This is a genomic window from Micromonospora coxensis (genome assembly GCF_900090295.1).
GTDB lineage: Bacteria > Actinomycetota > Actinomycetes > Mycobacteriales > Micromonosporaceae > Micromonospora > Micromonospora coxensis.
This window is the reverse complement of the sequence record NZ_LT607753.1, coordinates 201,294-221,484: the sequence shown is the minus strand read 5'-3', so window position 1 is coordinate 221,484 and position 20,191 is coordinate 201,294. Positions and strand designations below refer to the sequence as shown.

Annotated in this window: 22 protein-coding genes; 14 read left to right on the top strand and 8 right to left on the bottom strand. The window is 73.5% G+C overall.

The annotated features are described in order from the left end of the window. Nucleotides 1–562: 562 nt before the first annotated feature. Entirely contained in the window at nucleotides 563–1,756 is a 1,194-nt protein-coding gene (locus tag GA0070614_RS01025) for an endo-1,4-beta-xylanase (protein WP_088974214.1), read from the top strand. Nucleotides 1,757–1,860: 104 nt separating this feature from the next. After that, the gene (locus tag GA0070614_RS01020) at nucleotides 1,861–2,526 is read left to right on the top strand and encodes a polysaccharide deacetylase family protein (protein WP_088974213.1); all 666 of its coding nucleotides are present in this window, start codon (nucleotides 1,861–1,863) and stop codon (nucleotides 2,524–2,526) included. Between the two features lie 10 nt (nucleotides 2,527–2,536). Here the strand turns inward: GA0070614_RS01020 and GA0070614_RS01015 are convergent, their stop codons facing one another. Continuing rightward, a complete protein-coding gene (locus tag GA0070614_RS01015; RefSeq protein WP_088974212.1) occupies nucleotides 2,537–3,265 on the bottom strand; it encodes an SDR family NAD(P)-dependent oxidoreductase in 729 nt (242 codons plus the stop codon). 355 nt (nucleotides 3,266–3,620) lie between these two features. Here GA0070614_RS01015 and GA0070614_RS01010 point away from each other — a divergent pair, with 355 nt between their 5' ends. The 4 genes from GA0070614_RS01010 (at nucleotide 3,621) to GA0070614_RS00995 (ending at nucleotide 6,091) form a co-directional block, all read left to right on the top strand. Further along, a complete protein-coding gene (locus GA0070614_RS01010; protein WP_088979122.1) occupies nucleotides 3,621–3,941 on the top strand; it encodes a TraR/DksA family transcriptional regulator in 321 nt (106 codons plus the stop codon). A 57-nt stretch (nucleotides 3,942–3,998) separates the two neighbouring features. After that, nucleotides 3,999–4,832 carry a patatin-like phospholipase family protein gene (locus tag GA0070614_RS01005; RefSeq protein WP_088974211.1) on the top strand — a complete coding sequence of 278 codons (834 nt, stop codon included), beginning with the start codon at nucleotides 3,999–4,001 and terminating at the stop codon, nucleotides 4,830–4,832. A 40-nt stretch (nucleotides 4,833–4,872) separates the two neighbouring features. Further along, a complete protein-coding gene (locus GA0070614_RS01000) occupies nucleotides 4,873–5,337 on the top strand; it encodes a peroxiredoxin (RefSeq protein WP_172892342.1) in 465 nt (154 codons plus the stop codon). Between the two features lie 67 nt (nucleotides 5,338–5,404). Next, complete coding sequence (locus tag GA0070614_RS00995; protein ID WP_088979121.1) at nucleotides 5,405–6,091, top strand: hypothetical protein; 687 nt, start codon at nucleotides 5,405–5,407, stop codon at nucleotides 6,089–6,091. Between the two features lie 49 nt (nucleotides 6,092–6,140). Here GA0070614_RS00995 and GA0070614_RS00990 read toward each other — a convergent pair whose 3' ends face one another. From GA0070614_RS00990 to GA0070614_RS00980, 3 genes are all read right to left on the bottom strand, one after another. Continuing rightward, nucleotides 6,141–7,316 (bottom strand): GNAT family N-acetyltransferase, encoded by a 1,176-nt coding sequence (locus GA0070614_RS00990; protein ID WP_088974209.1) that lies wholly within the window; start codon nucleotides 7,314–7,316, stop codon nucleotides 6,141–6,143. 121 nt (nucleotides 7,317–7,437) lie between these two features. After that, nucleotides 7,438–8,436 (bottom strand): cytochrome d ubiquinol oxidase subunit II, encoded by a 999-nt coding sequence (gene cydB / locus GA0070614_RS00985; protein ID WP_088974208.1) that lies wholly within the window; start codon nucleotides 8,434–8,436, stop codon nucleotides 7,438–7,440. A 14-nt stretch (nucleotides 8,437–8,450) separates the two neighbouring features. Beyond that, nucleotides 8,451–9,866, bottom strand: a complete 1,416-nt coding sequence (locus GA0070614_RS00980) for a cytochrome ubiquinol oxidase subunit I (protein ID WP_088974207.1) — start codon at nucleotides 9,864–9,866, stop codon at nucleotides 8,451–8,453. A 177-nt stretch (nucleotides 9,867–10,043) separates the two neighbouring features. Here GA0070614_RS00980 and GA0070614_RS00975 point away from each other — a divergent pair, with 177 nt between their 5' ends. Both GA0070614_RS00975 and GA0070614_RS00970 read left to right on the top strand, forming a co-directional pair. Then, complete coding sequence (locus tag GA0070614_RS00975; protein ID WP_088974206.1) at nucleotides 10,044–10,820, top strand: lysophospholipid acyltransferase family protein; 777 nt, start codon at nucleotides 10,044–10,046, stop codon at nucleotides 10,818–10,820. Between the two features lie 79 nt (nucleotides 10,821–10,899). Then, nucleotides 10,900–11,763, top strand: coding sequence for a glycosyltransferase family 8 protein (locus tag GA0070614_RS00970; protein WP_088974205.1), 864 nt, complete (start codon nucleotides 10,900–10,902; stop codon nucleotides 11,761–11,763). Nucleotides 11,764–11,821: 58 nt separating this feature from the next. Here the strand turns inward: GA0070614_RS00970 and GA0070614_RS00965 are convergent, their stop codons facing one another. Further along, nucleotides 11,822–12,193: a DUF4180 domain-containing protein gene (locus tag GA0070614_RS00965; RefSeq protein ID WP_088974204.1), complete on the bottom strand. Its 372-nt coding sequence runs from the start codon at nucleotides 12,191–12,193 to the stop codon at nucleotides 11,822–11,824. Next, nucleotides 12,186–12,638 carry a helix-turn-helix domain-containing protein gene (locus tag GA0070614_RS00960; RefSeq protein ID WP_231933464.1) on the bottom strand — a complete coding sequence of 151 codons (453 nt, stop codon included), beginning with the start codon at nucleotides 12,636–12,638 and terminating at the stop codon, nucleotides 12,186–12,188. Before GA0070614_RS00960 ends, GA0070614_RS00965 begins: the two co-directional genes overlap by 8 nt. A gap of 111 nt (nucleotides 12,639–12,749) precedes the next feature. Between GA0070614_RS00960 and GA0070614_RS00955 the strand changes: the two genes are divergently transcribed. The 4 genes from GA0070614_RS00955 to GA0070614_RS00940 all read left to right on the top strand — a co-directional run bounded on the left by GA0070614_RS00955 (nucleotide 12,750) and on the right by GA0070614_RS00940 (nucleotide 16,644). Beyond that, nucleotides 12,750–13,517 (top strand): glycerophosphodiester phosphodiesterase, encoded by a 768-nt coding sequence (locus GA0070614_RS00955; protein WP_088974202.1) that lies wholly within the window; start codon nucleotides 12,750–12,752, stop codon nucleotides 13,515–13,517. A 20-nt stretch (nucleotides 13,518–13,537) separates the two neighbouring features. After that, nucleotides 13,538–14,926: an MFS transporter gene (locus GA0070614_RS00950; RefSeq protein ID WP_088974201.1), complete on the top strand. Its 1,389-nt coding sequence runs from the start codon at nucleotides 13,538–13,540 to the stop codon at nucleotides 14,924–14,926. A 56-nt stretch (nucleotides 14,927–14,982) separates the two neighbouring features. Next, nucleotides 14,983–15,702 (top strand): thymidine kinase, encoded by a 720-nt coding sequence (locus GA0070614_RS00945; protein WP_088974200.1) that lies wholly within the window; start codon nucleotides 14,983–14,985, stop codon nucleotides 15,700–15,702. 138 nt (nucleotides 15,703–15,840) lie between these two features. Continuing rightward, a complete protein-coding gene (locus GA0070614_RS00940; RefSeq protein WP_088974199.1) occupies nucleotides 15,841–16,644 on the top strand; it encodes an NPCBM/NEW2 domain-containing protein in 804 nt (267 codons plus the stop codon). Nucleotides 16,645–16,647: 3 nt separating this feature from the next. On the opposite strand, the gene GA0070614_RS00935 is transcribed toward GA0070614_RS00940, so the two are convergent. After that, nucleotides 16,648–17,106, bottom strand: a complete 459-nt coding sequence (locus GA0070614_RS00935) for an Rv0361 family membrane protein (RefSeq protein ID WP_088974198.1) — start codon at nucleotides 17,104–17,106, stop codon at nucleotides 16,648–16,650. A 109-nt stretch (nucleotides 17,107–17,215) separates the two neighbouring features. Here GA0070614_RS00935 and GA0070614_RS00930 point away from each other — a divergent pair, with 109 nt between their 5' ends. Continuing rightward, nucleotides 17,216–18,922 carry an acyl-CoA dehydrogenase family protein gene (locus GA0070614_RS00930; protein ID WP_157744850.1) on the top strand — a complete coding sequence of 569 codons (1,707 nt, stop codon included), beginning with the start codon at nucleotides 17,216–17,218 and terminating at the stop codon, nucleotides 18,920–18,922. Between the two features lie 57 nt (nucleotides 18,923–18,979). Next, nucleotides 18,980–19,348, top strand: coding sequence for a VOC family protein (locus GA0070614_RS00925; protein WP_088974196.1), 369 nt, complete (start codon nucleotides 18,980–18,982; stop codon nucleotides 19,346–19,348). 172 nt (nucleotides 19,349–19,520) lie between these two features. On the opposite strand, the gene GA0070614_RS00920 is transcribed toward GA0070614_RS00925, so the two are convergent. Further along, nucleotides 19,521–20,177, bottom strand: coding sequence for a TetR/AcrR family transcriptional regulator (locus GA0070614_RS00920; protein WP_197701389.1), 657 nt, complete (start codon nucleotides 20,175–20,177; stop codon nucleotides 19,521–19,523). Nucleotides 20,178–20,191 lie beyond the last annotated feature (14 nt).

The following is a 20,191-nucleotide window of genomic DNA, read 5'->3' as shown; positions in this document are numbered from 1 at the left end:
GCGAGCGTGAGCCCCCAGCCTGCGCCGCTGGGCCGGATGCTCTGACCTCGAACGCCGCCGCCCTCGACGCGCCCTACTGGCTCGGCGATCCACGTGACCACCCAGGGCCAGCACCGACTCGCTGGACCTGCGCACCCGCGTCCGACGCTGCCCCGGCCGGGGCCGGTGCGGCAGCCCTCCACGCGGCAGGCCGCATCGGTCGCGTCGACCGAAACTCCCGACGCCTGCAGGAATGACACCCGACCAGCTCGCCCACCCTGGAAGCCCACTGCCGAAACTTTCAGGACCGGGCCGCCGGGGCGACGGTCGCACAGTCGGCGCGCTGATCAGCGGCACCTCAGCAATTTCCGGAAATCTTTGTGGTTGACCGGCCGGGATCTCCGCTCCTAACGTTTCGGTCAAGTTACGGAAGTCGATCCGGAACTATCGGCGGCGTTCGCGGCCCTGCACCCGGGCGGGCACGTACGCCGGCATTCCCCCGCGCACGGCACCACCACGCGGCGTCGTGGAGTCCCCACCTCTCCCGGACACCGCGTGGTGGTCCACTCCGGAAGGACACGAGATGAAGCTGAGACGGTGGACAGCCGTCGCCGCGGTCGCCGTCGCGACCGCCGCGATGCTGAACACGGTGCCGGCCACGGCCGGCCGCCCCTACGACCCGACCGCGCAGAGCCTCGGCGCGCTCGGGCAGCGCCACGGCCTGCACATCGGTACGGCGGTCGACATGGACGCCCTCGCCGATCCGGCCGATCCGCGCTACCGCGAGCTCGCCGCTTCGGAGTTCTCGTCGGTGACCGCCGAGAACGTGATGAAGTGGGAGAGCCTGGAGCCCACCCGGGGCAGCTACGACTGGGGGCCGGCCGACGCGTTCGTCGACTTCGCCCGGCGTAACGACCAGCGGGTACGTGGGCACGTGCTGGTCTGGCACAACCAGTTGCCGGGCTGGTTGACCAGTGGCGTGGCCGACGGGTCGATCAGCCGTGAGGAGTTGCGTGAGCTGCTGCGCGAGCACATCACCACGGTGGTGAGCCGGTACCGGGGCAGGATCTGGCAGTGGGACGTGGTCAACGAGGCCGTCAGCGACCCCTGGGACACTCCGTCCACCCTGCACTACAAGGGCTTCTGGGCCCAGCACCTGGGGCCCGGGTACATCGCTGACGCGTTCCGCTGGGCCCGTGCCGCCGATCCGAAGGCCCTGCTGTTCTACAACGACTACAACATCGAGGCGTTCGGCTCGGGTGATCCCGCGAACGACAAGACCCAGTTCGTGTACGACATGGCGAAGCGGCTGCTGGCCGAGGGTGTGCCGATCGACGGTGTCGGCAGTCAGGGGCACCTCGGCACCCAGTACGGCAACTTCGACACCTTCCAGGTCGCCGCCGCGTTGAAGCGGTTCTCCGCGTTGGGCCTGGCCACGGCCTTCACCGAGGTCGACGTGCGCAGCCGGCTCACCGAGGGTGTGCAGGCGGGTGACTCCGAGGAGATCAATCCCCGGTTGCAGGCGTCCGCGTCGAACTTCAGCGTGCTGCTGAAGGCGTGTCTGGCCGATCGGCACTGCCTGTCGTACACGGTGTGGGGTTTCTCCGACCGGCACTCGTGGGTGCCGGGCTGGTTCGACGACCCGCCGGAGGGTCTGGCCACCCTCTACGACGAGCAGTACCGGCCGAAGCGGGCGTACCAGGAGGTCAAGGCGGATCTGATCTTCGCCGGTCCGCCGTACGTGCTGCCCCGCGCCACGCACCGTCCGCGCCGCTAGGCGTCGCCCGGTAGTCGGCGCCCCGGGTCGGATCCCGGCCCGGGGCGTCCCTCTGTCGTTCCGGGGCGGGATCGGGCCCGTCCCCCGTTCGGGAAGGTCCGCCGATGTCCTCCACCGCTCCCCCGCGTGGTCCGCGTCGCCGTGCCGGCACGGCGGCGGCGAAGGTCCGGATCGTCGACACGGTGCCGGGGCGGGGCAAACGGGTCGCCCTGACCTTCGACGACGGTCCGGATCCGGTGCACACGCCCCGCCTGCTCGACGTGCTGGACGCGCACGCGGTGCCGGCGGTGTTCTTCGTCAACGGTGAGCAGGTCGATCGGTATCCGGAGGTGGTGCGGCGCATCGTCGGGGCCGGGCACGTGCTGGGCAACCATTCGACGCGCCACGACGACATGGCGCGGTGGCCGGCCGCGCGGGTCGAGGCGGATCTGCGGGAGACGCGGGCCGCGATCGCGCGGGCCGTTCCGGATGCTGCTGTCCCCTGGTTCCGTGCGCCGTACGGCGCGTGGGGTGGCACGCCGGTGGTGGCGGCGGGGTTGGGGATGGCGTCGGTGGGTTGGCGGCTGGCGGTGACCGACTGGGAGCCGCCCGGGGTGGACGAGCTGGTGCGTCGGCTGTGTGACGGGGTGACGCCGGGTGCGGTGGTGCTGCTGCACGACGGGGGTGGTGATCGGAGTCAGACGGTCGAGGCGGTGGCGCGGGTCGTGCCGGTGTTGCGGGCCCGGCGCTGGCGGTTCGTGCTGCCCGACGGTGGCCTCGGCCGGTCCTGAGGGTGGTGGCTCAGAGGCCGCCGGCGACGCGCAGGACCGCGCCGGTGGTGTAGGAGGCGTCGGGGCCGAGCAGCCAGGCGACGGCTGCGGCGACCTCGTCGGGTTCGCCGGCGCGGCCGAGGGGGACGCGGCCGGCGGCGGAGTCGGCCCGGTCGGGCACGCCGGAGAGGGTGTGGATGTCGGTGCGGATGATGCCGGGGGCGACGGCGTTGACGCGGATGCCGTGTGGGGCGAGTTCCTTGGCCAGGCCGACGGTGAGGGTGTCGGTGGCGGCCTTGACGGCGGCGTAGTGGATGTATTCGCCGGGGCTGCCGAGGGTGGCGGCGGCGGAGGAGATGTTGACGATGGCGCCGCCGCGGGTGAGTCGGCGGGCGGCCTGTTGGGCGCAGAGGACGTAGCCGATGAGGTTGACGTCGACGACGTGGCGCAGGTCGTCGGCGCGCAGGTCGGTGAAGGCGCCGATGGGGCTGGTGACGCCGGCGTTGTTGACCAGTGCGGTGACGGGGCCGAGGTCGGCGGCGGCGTCGAAGAGGCGTTGGATCTGCTCGGGGTCGGTGGTGTCGGCGGGTACGGCGACGGCCTGGCGGCCGTGGGCGCGGATGTCGGCGACGACCTGTGCGGCGGCCTGGTGGTCGCGGCGGTAGCCGATGGCGACGTGGTGGCCGTCGGCGGCGAGGCGGCGGGCGGTGGCGGCGCCGATGCCGCGGCTGCCGCCGGTGATGACGGTGACCGGATTCAATGGACCTCTCCCCTGCCCTGGTGGTCGCGGGTGACCTTACCGTGGCGGGCCGGTGGTGGATCGTGGTTGGTTTCCGGTGGGCGCGGGCCTATGGTGTCGGGCATGGGTCCGGTCGGCCAGGCGGTGGTGTGCGCCGTCGTCACCTCGGTGGCGGCGGGCTCTGCCGTGCGTGGCGGGGTGACCGGGCGCTCGGGTGCGCGGGTGGCCGGGGGCCGGTGCGCGGCGCGGGTGGCCGGTGGGCAGCCCCGTCCGGTGCCGGCGGGTCGGGGCCCGCCGGTGGTGTTCGTCTTCCACGATCAGCCACCCAGGGCGGAGCTTACGAGCTTCGGCCCTTTTTCTTTTTCAGGAGACGATGATGGGCACTGATGTCGATGTCACCGACGACCGTTGGTTGCGTGGTGTGCGGGCGGCGCTGACGGCGCAGTTCGAGGAGCAGACGGCGCGGTTGACGCAGCTGACGGCGGACACCGGCGATCCGGGTGAGGTGGACACGCAGGCGGCGCTGGTGGCGGCGACCCGGCGTGGGCTGGAGCAGGTCACCGGGGCGTTGACGCGGCTGGCGGAGGGCCGGTACGGGGTGTGTGAGGGGTGTGCCGCGCCGATGTCGCGGGAGCGGTTGGAGGTGCTGCCGCACGCGCGGTTCTGCGTACCGTGTCAGAGCCGGCGGGGTCGTTGAGGTGAGGTGGGGGCGTCGATGTCGGCGCCCCCGCCGTCGTCGTGGTGGAGGTGGCGGGTGGAGCGGGCGGTGGTGCTCGGTGGTGGCGGGGTGACCGGGGTGGCCTGGGAGTGGGGGCTGCTGGCGGGGTTGGCGCGCCGGGGTGTGGAGTTGGCCGGGGCGGATCTGGTGGTGGGGACCTCGGCGGGGTCGGTGGTGGGGGCGCAGTGGTGTGCGGGGCGGGGTGTCCGGGAGGGGTACGAGGCGCAGTTGGCGCCGCCGGAGGGTGAGGTGGCGGCGCGGTTCTCGGTGGCGGTGGTGGCGCGTCTGGTGTGGGCGGGTGGGCGTGGCCGGGACGCGGTGCGGGCGCGGGCGCGGATCGGGGCGATGGCGGTGGCGGCGCGTACCGGGTCGGAGGCGGCGCGGCGGGCGGTGATCGAGGCGCGGTTGCCGGTGCGGCGGTGGCCGGCGCGGCGGTTGCTGGTGACGGCGGTGGACGCGGCGTCGGGTGAGTTCGTGGTGTTCGACGCGGACAGTGGGGTGTCGTTGGTGGATGCGGTGGGGGCGAGTTGTGCGGTGCCGGGGGTGTGGCCGCCGGTGACGATCGGGGGTCGTCGGTTCGTCGACGGTGGGGTGCGGTCGGCGGTGAACGCGGATCTGGCGGTGGGGGCGCGGCGGGTGGTGGTGTTGGCGCCGACGACGGCGGCTTTCGGGCCGATGCCGCGGGTGTCGGCGCAGGTGGCGGCGTTGCGGGCGGCGGGGGCGCGGGTGGTGGTGGTGTCGCCGGACCGGGTGGCGCGGGCGGCGATCGGGCGTAACGTGCTGGATCCGGCGCGGCGGGCGGCGGCGGCGCGGGCGGGGTGGGCGCAGGCGGCGTCGGTTGCCGGTGAGGTGGCGGCGGTGTGGGGGTGACCTAGGCTCTCGGCGTCGGTGCGTGGCGAGGTGGAGGTGTGTGGTGGGTGGTGTCGGTGTCGGTGACGTGGTCGAGGATTTCGAGTTGCCGGACGAGACGGGTGCGCCGCGTCGGTTGTCGGAGTTCCTGGCGGCGGGTCCGGTGGTGGTGTTCTTCTATCCGGCGGCGATGACGCGGGGGTGTACGGCGCAGAGTTGTCACTTCCGGGATCTGGCGGCGGAGTTCGCGGCGGTGGGCGCGCAGCGGGTGGGGATCAGTCGGGACTCGGTGGGGCGGCAGGCGGCGTTCTCCCGGCGGCACGGGTTCGACTATCCGCTGTTGTCGGATGTCGACGGGCGGGTGGCGGCGGCGTTCGGGGTGCGGCGGCGGTTGCCGTTGGGGGCGTTGAGCACGCGGCGGATGACGTTCGTGATCGGTCAGGATCGGCGGGTGCTGGCGGTGGTCCACAGTGAGCTGGACATGAACGCGCACGCGGATCAGGCGTTGCGGGCGCTCGGGGGTTGATCTTTTCTCTGTCGGTGGCGGCTGGTATCAAGGGCGGAATCAGACACGTGTGCGAAAGAGGGCTGTGATGGCGGGCCAGGGTTTGTCCGATGACGAGGTGCGGGGCATCCGGGAGGCGTTGGCGGCGGGTCGCAGGCCCAAGGTGGTGTTCACGGCGTCGGCGGGGCAGGTGGCCGGGCAGGTGGGTCAGGTGGTGGAGCTGACCGACCCGGCGGTGTCCGACGAGTTCGTGGTGGTGCGGTTCGGCCGTGACGAGTTGCCGTTCTCCCCCGGTGACGTGGCGATCGCGCCGAAGGGCGCCGGGCGTAGGCCGGTGGCGGAGCCGAAGTCGGAGCCGGCGGTCGAGCAGCCGGTGGCGGAGCCGGAGTTCGTGTTGGACACGCCGCGGGTGCCGGCGCCGCGGCGGGAGGAGCCGAAGGTGGAGCAGCAGGTGGAGGGGAAGCCGGCGGCGCGGCGGGCGGTGAAGGCGGCGCGGCCGAAGTCTCCGGCGGGTCTGACGGTCACGCTGGCCTATGCCGAGGGTGAGTGGACGGTGGCGGCGCAGCAGGGCGCGAAGGCGCTGGCGAAGCCGTACGTGGTGAAGCCGGCGGAGGCGTTGCGGATGGTGGCGCTGGTGGACGTGCCGGGGGTGCAGGAGGCGGTGGAGCAGATCCTGGCCGCGGAGCGGGCGGAGGCGGAGCAGCAGGCGGAGAAGCTGCGCGCGGAGTTGGCCGAGATCGAGGCACGGTTGGCGGAATTGCGCGACGCTCGTTGATCGTCGGCCCGTGTGCCGTGGCGGGGGCCGCCACGGCACACGGGGGCGGTCAGAAGTAGTCGTGCAGGTGGGCCGCTCCCCCGGCGGCGAGCAGGTCCAGGGCGTGTGGTGCGACGTCGGGGCGGTGGTGCAGCAGGCCGGCCTGGGCGGCGGCGGACGCGGTGGTGGCGCCGGTGTAGAGCAGGGCGAAGCCGCGCACGCTCAGGTGCAGGTCGGCGTCGGTGTCGGTGCGGCGCAGGTCGGCGGCGCCGTCGGCGATGTCGAGTTGCCAGGTGCCGGTGTTCCAGTCGGCGAGCGGGTCGTCGAGGGTGAAGGTGACGGTGCCGCGTACGTGTGGTGGCCAGCCGCGGTCGCGCACGGCGCGGGTGACGTCGACGGGGCGGTGCATCCAGGTGTCGTGGTCGTGTTCGCGGGTGTTCTCCAGGGGCAGGGCGGCGGCGAGGGCGTCGCCGGGCAGCAGGGTCAGGCGCAGGGTGGGGGCGACGCTGTGCCAGCTGGCGAGGACGCCGACGAGTTCGCGGGCGGCGTCGGCGGTGGTGGCCAGGATGTCGTCGACGGTGAGGACGCTGCGGTGGTCGTAGCCGCGGCCGCGGTTCCAGCCGGCGTAGCCGACGAGTCGTCCGTGCTCCTCGACGAGGGTGAGTCCGTCGTAGGGCAGGTCGTCGGTGTGGTGCAGGGGGCCGCGTCGGGTGAGCATGCCGCAGCGGTGTCGGGCGACCTGGTCGTAGAGGTCGGTGACGGCGGTGAGGTCGGCGGGGCTGCCGGCGCGGACGGTCAGGTGGGTGGCGGGTCGGTGTCGGGGCAGCGTGGCGGTGGGTAGGGCGACGGTGCGCAGGGTGCCGGCGATCTCCCAGCCGCAGGCGCGGTAGGGGGCGCTGACGGTGGGGAACAGGGCGCTGACGGCGGCGCCTCGGTCGTGGGCCTCGTGTAGCAGGGTGCGCAGCAGGGCGCGGGCGACGCCCCGGCCGCGGGCCTCGGGGGCGACGGCGACCCCGGCGACGTCGGCGGCGGCGACCGGGCGTCCGGCCCACCACTGGTCGTGGTGCAGGTCGACGGCTTTGCCGAGTAGCCGTCCGGTGTCGTCGAAGGCGCCGTAGCGGGTCATGCCGGCTCGGTTGGTGGTGGCGGCCGGTGGGGGTTGCGGGTCGGAGCCGAAGGCCAGCCGGCCGAGTTGCCAGGCGTCGGGGAGTTCGGCGTCGGTGAGTTCGCGGACGGTGACGGGCATCGGGCCACGATAGTGCGCCGGTCGGGTTGGGCGCGGCGGGTTTTGCCCGGGGTGGGGACGTGCCGCGGGGCCGGTGCGACCCCCTCGCATCCGGCCCCGCGCCCCGCGCCCCCGCAGGTCTTCAGTGTTGTGGGATGTTCACTACCCCGATGCGCTTGCGGAACACCCAGTAGGTCCAGCCCTGGTAGGCCAGCACGATCGGGGTGAACACCACCGCCACCCAGGTCATGATCTTGAGGGTGTAGGGGGTGGAGGCGGCGTTGGTGGCGGTCAGCGTGCCGGCCGCGTCGAGGGTCGAGGGCAGCACGTTGGGGAACAGCGCCGCGAACAGGGTGGCCACGGCCAGGGCGATCGCGACGGCGGTGCCGGTGAAGGCCCATCCCTCGCGGCGGGCGCGGGCGGCGGCGAGGCCGCCGAGCAGGGCCAGGGCCGCGCCGATGGCGAGCACCACGGCGGCGGCGCTGGAGCGGATGTTCAGCGTCCAGGTCAGGAACGCCACCGCGGCCACCGCCGCGACCAGGCCGAGCTTGACGGCGAGGGCGCCGGCGCGGTCGCGGACCTCGCCGGTGGTCTTCAGGGCGATGAACACCGCGCCGTGGGTGAGGAACAGCGCCGCGGTGGTCACGCCGCCGAGCAGGGCGTACGGGTGCAGCAGGTCGAGCAGGCCGCCGACGTACTCGTGGTCGGCGTCCAGCGGCACGCCGCGCAGGATGTTGGCGAAGGCGACGCCCCACAGGATGGCCGGCAGCAGCGAGCCCCAGAAGATGGCCGCGTCCCAGCGGCGTTTCCAGGACGCCTCGGGGCGCTTGTGCCGGTACTCGAAGGCGACGCCGCGGGCGATCAGGGCGAGCAGGATCAGCAGTAGCGGCAGGTAGAAGCCGGAGAAGAGGGTGGCGTACCACTCGGGGAAGGCGGCGAACATGGCGCCGCCGGCGGTGATGAGCCAGACCTCGTTGCCGTCCCAGACCGGGCCGATGGTGTTGATCAGGACGCGGCGTTCCCGGTCGTCGCGGCCGAGGACGGGCAGCAGCATGCCGACGCCGAAGTCGAAGCCTTCGAGGATGAAGTAGCCGGTGAAGAGCACGGCGACGAGGAGAAACCAGATGGTGGTCAGTTCCACGATGGGCTCCGGGATCAGTAGGCGAAGGCGAGCGGGCGCTCGGCGTCGTCGTCGGTGTCGTCGGGTTCGGGGTCGGGGGTGAGGTCGGGGACGCCGGCCTTGGCGTAGCGGACCAGCAGTTTGAACTCGATGACGGCGAGGGTGGCGTAGATGAGGGTGAAGGCGGTGAAGGAGGTGAGCACCTCGGTCAGGGAGACGCTGCGGGAGACGCCGTCGCGGGTGAGCATCTCGCCGAAGACGATCCAGGGTTGGCGGCCCATCTCGGTGAAGATCCAGCCGAAGGAGTTGGCCAGCAGGGGCAGCACGGGCAGGACCAGGCCGGCGCGCAGCAGCCAGCGGCTGGTGGGGGTGCGGCCCTTGCGTTGGGCCCAGAGCACGAGCAGGGCGATCGCGGCGGCGGCCAGCCCGAAGCCGATCATGAAGCGGAAGCTCCAGTAGGTGACCGGGATGATCGGGGTGTAGCTGCCGGCGCCGTACTGGCTGGCGTACTGGGCCTGCAGGTCGTTGATGCCGTGCACGGTGCCTTCGGGGTCGCCGGTGCCCAGGTACGACAGCAGGTACGGGATCTTGATGGCGAAGACCTCGCGGCTGCCGTCGAGGCTGCCGATGGTGAGCACGGAGAAGGAGGCGGGGCTCTCGGTGGTGTAGAGGCCCTCGGCGGCGGCCATCTTCATCGGCTGCACCTGGGTCATGATCTTGCCCTGGATGTCGCCGGTGACGAGCACCAGCGCGGTGGAGACCATGACGGTCCAGGCGCCGAACTTGGTGGCGAAGCGGTAGGCGCCGGTGTCGGCGCTGTCGCGGTTGCGCATGACGTGCCAGAGCCCGACGGTGACGACCAGCGAGCCGGCGACCAGGAAGGAGCCGGCCAGGGTGTGCGGGAAGGTGATCAGCGCGACCTTGTTGGTGAGTACGGCGAGGAAGTCGGTCAGCTCGGCGCGGCCGGTGTCGGGGTTGATCCGGTAGCCGACGGGGTTCTGCATGAACGAGTTCGCGGCGAGGATGAAGTAGGCGGACAGGTTGGTGCCGATCGCGGCGGCCCAGATGCTGGCCAGGTGCAGCCGTTTGGGCAGCCGGTCCCAGCCGAAGATCCACAGGCCGATGAAGGTCGACTCCAGGAAGAACGCGACGAGGGCCTCGATGGCCAGGGGTGCGCCGAAGATGTCGCCGACGAAGCGGGAGTAGTCGCTCCAGTTCATGCCGAACTGGAACTCCTGCACGATGCCGGTGACCACGCCCATCGCGAAGTTGATCAGGAAGAGTTTGCCGTAGAACTTGGTGAGTTTGAGGTACCGCTCGTTGCCGGTGCGGTGCCACAGGGTCTGCAGGATCGCCACCAGGATCGACAGGCCGATGGTCAGTGGCACGAAAAGGAAGTGGTAGACGGTGGTGACACCGAACTGCCAGCGGGCGACGTCCAACGCGTCCACCGGTAACCCCCAAGATCTTCATACTACGAGACGTAGTAGATACTACTGCGTGTCGTAGACGGAGCGGCAGGGTCGGGGGGCCCCGGTCGACCCGGGACCAATGACCCTGATCACCTCTGCCGCTGGACCCGGTGTCGGCCACACCGGGTTGCCCGGGCGTGCGACCATCCACCCCTGATGGAGACCCTGACCGCCCCGTGGCGGCCGCCGCTGCTCTGGCGCGCCGCCCAGGCCCTCGCCCGCGCCGCCGTCGCCCTGCTCGCCCGGCTGGAGGTCACCGGCGACGTGCCGGAGCACCTGCGCCGCGGGCCGCTGATCCTGGCCGCCAACCACATCAGCCCGTTCGACCCGATCGTCCTGGGCGCCGCCTGCCGCGCCCGGGGCGTCGCGCCCCGCTTCATGGCCACCGGCGGACTGTTCCGCGCCCCCGTGCTCGGTACGCTCATGCGCCACGCCGGGCACCTGCGCGTCGACCGGGGCACCGCCGCCGTGCACCGGGCCCTCGACGACGCCGCCGCGGCCGTCGCCGCCGGCTCGGTCGTGCTGGTCTACCCGGAGGGCCGCATCGGGTTGGACCCGGGCATGTGGCCCGAACGCGGCAAGACCGGCACCGCCCGCCTCGCCCTGGCCTGCGGCGCCCCGATCATCCCGGTCGCCCAGTGGGGCTCGCACGAGGTGCTGCCCTACCGGGCGCCCAAGGGGCTGCTGCGCGGCATCGCCCGGTCCCTGCTGCGCCGCCCCGTGATCCGGGTGCGCTTCGGCGACCCGATCGACCTGTACGACCTGGCCCACGGCACGCCCGGGGCGGCCCGGCAGGGCACCGACCGGATCATCGACGCGATCACCGCCACGCTGGTGCCGCTGCGCCCCGACGAGCCCGAGCGGCCCCGGCACGTCGACCCCGGCCGCCCGGTGGACACCAGCCGCGCGCACCGCCGCCGGCCGGGCGGTTGACCCCGGGGTCGCCACGCCCGGCGGGAGCGACCCCTATCCGGTCGTCGCCGCGTTGTCGCCCGGTGTACAACGCCGTAAATTGACTGCCATCGTCCTCCGGATCGAGGTGGTAGTCCTGGACTTCGCGCTGGCCTTCGACGCCACCTACGCCCCCCACGCGGCAGTCGTGATGTCCAGCGTGGCCGCGCAGACGCCCGGCCCGCTGCGGTTCTGGCTGGTCGCCGGTGACGATGTCGCCGAGCGGACACGCGTCGGTCTGGCCCGGGCGGCCGGACCGGATGCCACGGTCTGCTTCCTGACGGTGGACCCGCCGCAGATGCGCCTGCCCGGCTCCCGCAACCCCGATCTGAGCTATCTCTCCCCCGCGATGTACCTGCGGCTGCTGATCCCCCCGGCGCTGCCACCCGAGGTGGACCGGCTGCTCTACCTGGACTCCGACGTGCTCTGCACCGGCTCGCTGGCGCAACTGCGCGACGTCGACCTGGCCGGCACCCCGGTCGGCGCGGTACGCGACGCGTTCACCCGCCGGCTCATCGACGCCGGCGGCCTACCGGGCATCTACCAGTCCCGTGACCTCGACGCCCAGGCCCCGTACCTCAACTCCGGTGTGCTGCTCATCGACGTGCCACGGTGGAAGGAACTCGACGTCACCGGCAAGGCCCTCGACTACGTCGCCCGCCACGCCCACGAGTCGCGCTTCCCGGACCAGGACGCCCTCAACTACGCCGTGTACGGCAACTGGACCCGGCTGTCCAAACGCTGGAACCACATGATGGCGTGGCGGCTCGACCCGGGTATCGGCGGGAACCTCACGGACGCGGCCATCCTCCACTTCGCCGGTCCGGTCAAGCCCTGGCAGCCCAGCTTCCCGATGGGCGCGCACCGGCAGCTGTACTGGAGCCACCGCCGTCGCACCGACCCGGCCGGCATCCGGCGCAGGTGACCCGCCTCGGTCGGGCAGGCGGCGCCGGCCCGGGCCGACACGTCGGCGACCGCCGCGCTCAGCGGGGCGCGGCGGCCAGCCGGACGTCGAGCGCGTCGAGGTCGGGGACGAACCACACGTGGTCGGCCCGGTTCGACTCGTGCACCAGCGCCCGCAGCGCCGCGCTGGCCGCGAGGTGGGCGGAGATGTCCCCGACCACGGCCAGGCGCAGCCGGTAGTTGACGAACTTCTGCATGACCTCACCGGCGAAGCGGGTGCCGAGGGAGAAGAAGTCGGGGTCCAGCCGGCTCGCGGGCAGCGCCACCACCTGCGCGCCGAGGAAGGCCGCGCCGATCAGGTCCAGCGCGTCGGCCGCGGTGGCCACCGGCGGGCCGGCCGGATCGCACACCAGCACGGTGACCCCGGCCCGCTGCTGCACGACGTCAGCCACCGTGCGCCTCCCCCGCGAGCAGCCCGTTGCCGTCGGTGAGCACCGCGTCGAGCAGGTGCAGCACCTCCGCCGTCTCGCGGGCGTCACCGATCAACACGATCTTCATGCGCTGTCGCTCCTCGTCGTGAACGGTCTGGACCCGTAGCGGGCCGGCCCCGGCCCGGTGGGTGTTGACGCCGGCCAGCACGAGCGTGGCCAGCCGGTCGGCCGCCGCCCGGTCGACGCCGTCGAGCTGCACGATGCTGGAGACCTCCAGCGTGGTCACCGCGGCCGGTGGCGGCTGCGGCCGGCCGAGCAGCGCGTCGAGGTCGGCCGGGGCGATGCGGTACTGCTTGCCGATGCGCACCGCGCGCAGCCGACCCGAGCGGATGTAGCCGCGCACCGTGCGCACGTGCAGGTCGAGCAGGTCGGCCACCTGCTCGACCGAATACATATCGTTACCCATAGGCCCCTCATTAAGCCACAACAGGGAACGATAGGGAAGTTGATTGTGGTGCCGTCCGATCACCACCGGCCCGTCATCCAGCGGCCACCCACGCCAGGCATACTGCCTGCCGTGCCGACCCGATCCGGTTACCTCGACGCGCCCGGGCCACTGGCCTTCGCCCACCGCGGCGGCGCCGCCGACGGCGACGAGAACACCGCCGAGGCGTTCGCCCGGGCGGTCGGGCTCGGCTACCGGTACGTGGAGACCGACGTGCACGCCACCGCCGACGGGGTGGCCGTCGTCTTCCACGACGCCACGCTGCACCGGGTCACCGGCATGCCGGGGCGCATCGCCGACCTGCGCTGGGCCGACCTGGCCTCGGTACGCGTCGGCGGCGCGGCGGTCGTCCCCCGCCTGGACGAGGTCCTGGGCGCCTGGCCGCAGGTCCGGTTCAACATCGACGTCAAGGCCGACGGCGCCGTCGCGCCCACGGTGGCCACGGTGAGCCGGGCCGGCGCCGACGACCGGGTGCTGCTGGCGTCGTTCAGCGACGCCCGGCTGGTCCGGCTGCGGGCGCTGACCCGGGGCCGGGTGGCCACCAGCCTGAGCATGCGCGGGGTGGCCCGGCTGCGGCTGGCCTCGCTGCACGGGTGGCGGCTGCGGCTGCCGGAGTCGGTGGTCGCCGCGCAGGTCCCGCCCCGCTACGGCCGGGTGCCGGTGGTGGACCGCCGGTTCCTCGCCTACTGCCACCGACTCGGGTTGCAGGTGCACGTCTGGACGATCGACGAACCCGCCCAGATGCACGACTTACTTGATCTTGGGGTGGATGGCATCATGACCGATCACGTCGGCGTGCTGCGCGACGTCTACCGCAGCCGCGGCCACTGGGCCGCCTGAACCCCCGGCAAAGGACCCCGATGGCCGAGACCGTCACCCCTGCGGTGGACAACCCCCCACCGGCGAGCACCCGCCGCGAACGCACCGGCTGGTACGTCTACGACTGGGCCAACTCGGCCTTCCAGACCACCGTCATCACGGTCTTCCTCGGCCCCTTCCTCACCACCGTCGCCGAACTGGCCGCCGGCTGCGCGATCGACGCCGACAGCTGCGACGGCCACGTGTACCCGCTCGGCATCAAGGTCGCCGCCGGCTCCTACTACCCGTACCTGATCTCCCTGTCGGTGTTCCTCACCGTCTTCGTGCTGCCCGTCGTCGGGGCCGTCGCCGACCGGTCGCTGCACAAGAAGCGGCTGCTGGCCGCCGCCGCGTTCACCGGCGCCGGCGCGACCATCGGCTTCCTGTTCGTCACCGGCGAGCGGTACCTGCTCGGCGGCGCGCTGTTCCTCGTGGCCAACATCGCCTTCGGCGCGGCGGTGGTCGTGTACAACTCGTTCCTGCCGCAGCTCGGCGGCCCCGACGAACGCGACGCGATCTCCAGCCGCGGCTGGGCCATCGGCTACCTCGGCGGCGGCCTGCTGCTGGGGTTGAACCTGGTCGCCGTCACCCTGCTCAGCGAGGACGGCAACCCGGAACGCACCCTGGACCTGGCCCGCTGGTCCATCGTCTCGGCCGGCGTGTGGTGGGCGGCGTTCACCCTGGTGCCGCTGCGCTGGCTGCGCGAGCACCCGACCGCCGAGGCGCTGCGCGGCGGCGGCAACGTGCTCACCGACGGGTTCCGCCAGCTCGGCCGCACCCTGCGCGAGATCAAGGCGTACCCGCTGACGCTGTTCTTCCTGCTCGCCTTCCTGGTCTACAACGACGGCATCCAGACCGTCATCACCCTGGCCAGCCAGTACGGCACCGAGGAACTGCGGCTGGAGCAGGACACCCTGATCGTGACGATCCTGCTGGTGCAGTTCCTCGCCTTCGGCGGCGCGCTCACCCTCGGCGCCCTGGCCCGGCGCATCGGCGCCTGGAAGACGGTGCTGCTGTCGCTGGTGCTGTGGACCGCGGTGATCGTCGCCGCGTTCCGGCTGCCCGCCGAGGCGCCCCTGCCGTTCATGCTGCTCGGCGGCGCGATCGGCCTGGTCCTCGGTGGCAGCCAGGCGCTGAGCCGGTCGCTGTTCAGCCAGCTCATTCCCGCCGGCAAGGAGGGCGAGTACTACGGCTTCTACGAGATCAGCGACAAGGGCACCAGCTGGCTCGGGCCGCTCGCCTTCGGCCTGGTGTTCCAGCTCACCTCCTCCTACCGGGTGGGCCTGGTCTCACTGCTGATCTTCTTCGTGGTCGGCTTCGCGCTGCTGGCCGCCGTGCCGATCCGGCGTGCCATCGTCGCCGCCGGCAACACCCCACCGCGGGTGCTGTAGGGCGGCGGCGTGCGTCCGCCCGATCGGGCGGCCTCGATCGACTAGGCTGCCCCGACGTGACCGACGACGCCGCCGCTACCACCCCGACCTGCCTGGCCCGCCCGCTCCCGGGCCCGGACGAGGGCTTCACCGGCTGCGCCGCCGCCCGGGGCGTCGACGGACGACCACTGCACGCCGCCGCGCTGAAGTTCTTCTGGGGGCCGATGGACTGCGGCAAGTCCACGATGGCGCTGCAGATGAACTACAACCACGCCCGGCAGGGCCGGCGCGGCCTGGTCACCACCCGCATCGACCGCTCCCTGGGCCCCCAGGTGACCAGCCGCATCGGGCTGGCCCACTCCGCCGTCGAGGTCACCGACTCGCTGGACCTGCGCACCCTGGTCCGCGACACCTGGGCCGAGGGGGTCCGGGTCGACTACCTGATCTGCGACGAGGCGTCCTTCTACAACGTCGAGCACGTCGAGCAGATGGCCGAACTGGTCGACAGCTACGACGTCGACGTGTACGCCTTCGGCCTGGCCACCGACTTCCGCTCCTGCCTCTTCCCCGCCGCGCAGCGGCTGTTCGAACTGGCCGACGAGGTGGCCCGCATCCAGGTCGAGGTGCTGTGCTGGTGCGGGCGGGAAGGGCTGCTCAACGCCCGGGTCGTCGGCGGACGGGTGGTCCGCGAGGGCGCGCAGGTCGTCATCGGCGACACCGTGCAGACCGCCGAGGTGCGCTACCAGGTGCTGTGCCGGCGGCACTACCGTTCCGGAGACCTCGGCCCGCGCGCCTGACGTCGGATCCCCGACACCGGCGTCCGGCTGTCCTACCGATCGACGGATCCGACCGTCGCGGCGGCACCCGGCGCGGCACGGATCCTGGTAGAACTGCCCCGGTCCGGTACGCGACGTCAACCGGTGAGGGGGTTCCGCATGACGACGGCGACGACGGGCGACACCCCGCCCACGTCCCGGTCCCGGCTGCTGCCGCAGGGCGTCGGCGTCATCGCCGACGTGGCGGCGGTGGCCGCGCTGCTGGCCGGCGGCGGCAGACCGATCGTCTGGGCGGGCAGCCTGGGCGCCGTCCTGGCCGGCAGCTACCTGCTGGTGCGCCGGCTGGGCCAGCCGGTCGACCGCACGGCGGTGGTGGGCCTGGCCGTCGCGGTCGTGGGCGCGGGGATCTTCGGGTACGCCCTGCGGCCCTCCCCACCGGCCGGCCCGGCCCAGCAGACGACGACCGCGCCCCGCTCGGCCGACCCGACGACGAGCGTGACGGGCAGCCCGACCCCCGGCGCGCCGACGGGCAGCCCTGCCCCGGGCGCGTCGGAGGCCGACACCCCGGCGCAGACCTGGCTGGCCGACCTGGCAGCCGTAGACGGTGGCTTCGGCTGGCGGCACGGCACGGCCACCGTCAATGGCAAGGAGCATCCGCGCAGCGTCATCGGCTCGACCTGCTCGTCGGCCAACGACGACCACGAGTCGTTCAACCTCGGCAAGCGTTACTCGCGGTTCCGGGCCACCGTCGGCCTGGCCGAAGACGCCCCGGACGACGCGCACACCCGCTTCCGGGTGCTCGTCGACCGCAAGGTGCTGTTCCAGCGTGACCTGCGCCTCGGACAGACCGCCACGGTGGAGATCGGGGTCCGCAACGGGCTACGGCTGACGCTGGAGGTCACCAACATGGAGACCAGCTCCTGCGGCGACACGGCCGTGTGGGGTGAGGCGGTCCTGCGGTAGGGGTCAGTACGGGTCACCGCAGACCCGCCAGCCGCCGTCCTCCTTCACCACCGGCACCGTCCGCTGCTCCCCGGCCCCGCCGTCACGGGTCAGCCGCACGGTCACCTCGCCCACCGGACGGCCGCCCTTGGTGCGCACCGACACGTCGAGGATCTCGTGTCCGCTGACCATCGGCGGGGTCCGCACCCAGCCGGCGAAGCCGACCTCGCTCCACTTGCCCCGCGCCGACGCGCAGAGCCGGTCGTAGGCCCGGTCCACGTCACCGGTGGACACCTCCTGGAAGAACCCGTCGACGGTCTCCCGGACCGGACCGCTGGCCCCGGTGACGACCTGCACGTTCCACAGGCCCAGCCCGGCCACCCCGGCCACGCACAGCAGCATCGCCGAGGCGCCCAGCACCAGACCGGTGCGCACCGGCCGGCGGGGCCGCGCCTTCCGGGTCCACCCCTGCTCACCGCCCATCACCGTCGACCGTATGCGCCGGGGCGCGCCCCGCGCAGCAACATCGCCCCCTGTCGCGCCGCCGCGTCGATCGTCTACCGTCGGCGCACACCTGGATGAGGAGCGACGGATGAGCCGCTACGTGCAGCCGGTACCGACCCCCGACGACCCGTACACCGGCGACGCGCTGCTGCGGTCCTGGCTGGAGCGGCACCTCGGCCCGGCCGGACACGCCGCCGCCAAGGGCCGCCTGGCCGACCTGGCCGCCGAGGTGAGCGGCCCGCTGCGCGCCGCGCACGCCGACGCCGAGGCCCACCCGCCCACCCTGGTCCGCTACGACGCGTGGGGCGCCCGGGTGGACCGGATCGACACCTCCGCCGGCTGGCAGGCCCAGCGGGCCGCCGCCGCCCGGCACGCCGTGGTCGCGCTGCCGTACCTGGAGTCCGCGCGCGCCGGCTTCGGCGCCGCCGCCCGGGTCGTCCAGCACGCCCTGCTGCACCTGTACGCCCCCGAGTCGGCGACCTTCTCCTGCCCGGTGGCCATGGCCGACGGCGCGGCGGCGCTGCTGAGCCTGCCCGGGGTCGATCCGGGGGTACGCGGGGACTGGCTGCCCCGGCTGACCTCCACCGACCCGGACACCGCCGTGGTCAGCGGGCAGTGGATGACCGAGTCGCAGGGCGGCTCGGACCTGTCCCGCTCCACCACCACCGGCCGACCCGCCGCCGACGGGTCCTGGCGGCTGACCGGCGAGAAGTGGTTCTGCTCCGCCGCCGACGCGCCGATCGCCGTGGCGCTGGCCCGACCCGAGGGCGCCGGCCGGGGCAGCCGGGTGCTCGCGCCGTACCTGGTGCCCCGTTACGCCGCCGACTCGCCCCTGGCCGGGGCCAGCACCCCGCCGGACGCGCCCGCCCCCGGCGTCACCGTGCACCGGCTCAAGGACAAGCTCGGCACCCGGGCCCTGCCCACCGCCGAGATCGGGCTGCGCGACGCGTACGCGCTGCCGCTGGGTGACCCGGACGTGCCCGGCCTGACCCGGGCGATGACCCTGGTCGTGGTGACCCGGGTGCACAACGCCTCGGCCGCCGCCAGCGGCATACGGCGCGGGCTGGCCTACGCCCGGGCGTACGCGCAGGCCCGGCACGTCGCCGGTGGGCCGCTGGCGGACAACCCGCTGCACCGGGCCACCCTGGGCGCGCTCGCCGTCGACGCGGCCGGCGCGTTCGCCCTGGCCGGGCACGCGTTCGCGCTGCTCGGGCGGGTGGAGGTCGGCGCGGACCCGGACGCCGTGGCCGAACTGCGGGTGGTCGCGCCGCTGGCCAAGCTCGCCACCGGCCGGCTCGCCGTCTCCTGCGCCGCCGAGTACGTGGAGGCCTTCGGCGGCGCCGGCTACGTGGAGGACACCGGGGTGCCCCGGCTGCTGCGCGACGCGCAGGTGCTGCCGATCTGGGAGGGCACCACCAACGTGCTGGCCGTCGACGTGCTGCGCGCGGTGGCCCGCGAGGACGCCGCTGACCCGCTGCTGCGCCGTCTCGACGCCGCTGTCGACCTGGCCCGCCCGCTGTCCCCGGCGCTGGCCGACACCCTCGCCACGGTCACCGCCGAGCTGCGCGACGCCCTCGCCGGGGTCGTCGCCGACCCGCGGGCCGTCGCCGTGGTGGCCGGCGCCCGGGGCCTGGCCCTGCGGATGGCGTACGCGCTGGCCACGGCGCTGCTGGTGGAGCACGCCGCCTGGGGCGACGAGCAGGCCGAGCTGGCCGCCCGGCTGTGGGCGCGGCGATGGCTGCGCCACGAGGACGTCAGCGCCGACGCCCACCAGCACCTCGACCTGCTCTGCTGAGCAGCCGCCGGACGTACCTGCCAGCAGGTGTCAGGTACGTCCGGCAGGCTGCCGGACATGACAGTCACCGCCGACCTCGCCATGGTCAACCTGGACAGCTCCGACCCGGCCGCGCACGCCGCGTTCTACCACCGCGTGCTCGGCTGGGAGATCACCCACAGCGAACCCGACTACGCCATGGTCACCGGCCCGTCCGGGGTGTCGATCGGGTTCGGCCGCCTCGACGGGTACGCGCCGCCGGCCTGGCCGGACGACGCCAAGCGCTACCACCTCGACCTGTACGTCGACGACCTCGACATCGCCGAGAAGGAGTTCGTGGCCGCCGGCGCGACCCGGCCGGACTTCCAGCCCGGCGACGGGCGCTGGGTGGTGCTGCGCGACCCGATCGGGCAGCCGTTCTGCATCTGCCCCCGCCCGCGCGGCTGACCGGGTGGCGTCCCGCCCGGACGGTCGAGTCGACGACCGCCCGGGCGGGACGGCTGTGCGACGAGACGAGCCCCGCGGGTCGGCGCGGCCGATCAGCGCCGCAGGTTCGGGCGGGTGAGCGGCAGTCGCACCGTGGCCCTCGGGGCGAGGGCGTCGATGAGGGGGCCCGTGCTCATCGGACGGGCTGCGGGGTGAGGACGCCGTGCAGGAACACCTGGACCAGTTCGGCCGGCGACGGCGGCTCGACGCCGAGCGGTCCGCGTGGCGGCAGCAGGGCCAGGAACAGCTCCGCGACCCGCTCGACGGGCAGCCGGAACCGGTCGGCGTCCGGGGCCAGCAGCGCCACGATCGCCGCCCGTACGCCCTGCGCCGCGTCGGCGCGACCCGTGGGCGCCCGGTCGTGGCCCTGCTGCGCCGGCACGGGCGCGGCGTCGCGGGGACGGTCGCCGGCCGACGGTGGGCCGGGGCGGCCGGTCGCGTACAGCGCGCCCAGCACGGTCGCGACCCGGTCCAGGTGCGCCCGGACCGCGGTGGCGGCGTCGGTGAGCCGCTCGGCGAGCGGCTGCCGGCGGTTGACGGCGGCCAACTGCTCCAGCAGCGGCCCGGGGTGCAGCACCTGGTTCGCGCAGGCGTCCAGCAGGGCCTGCTTGTCGGCGAAGGCGCGAAAGACCGTCGCCTCGCCGATGCCGGCGGCCCGGGCGACCTGGGCGGTGGTCAGCCTCGGGCCGTGCGCGGCCAGCAGCGGCAGCGCGGTGTGGACGATCATGGCGCGGCGGCGGTCGGCGCTCATGCCGGGCGCGCGCCGGCGGGGTTCCCCGTGTGCGGTCATGCCCGCCAGAATCG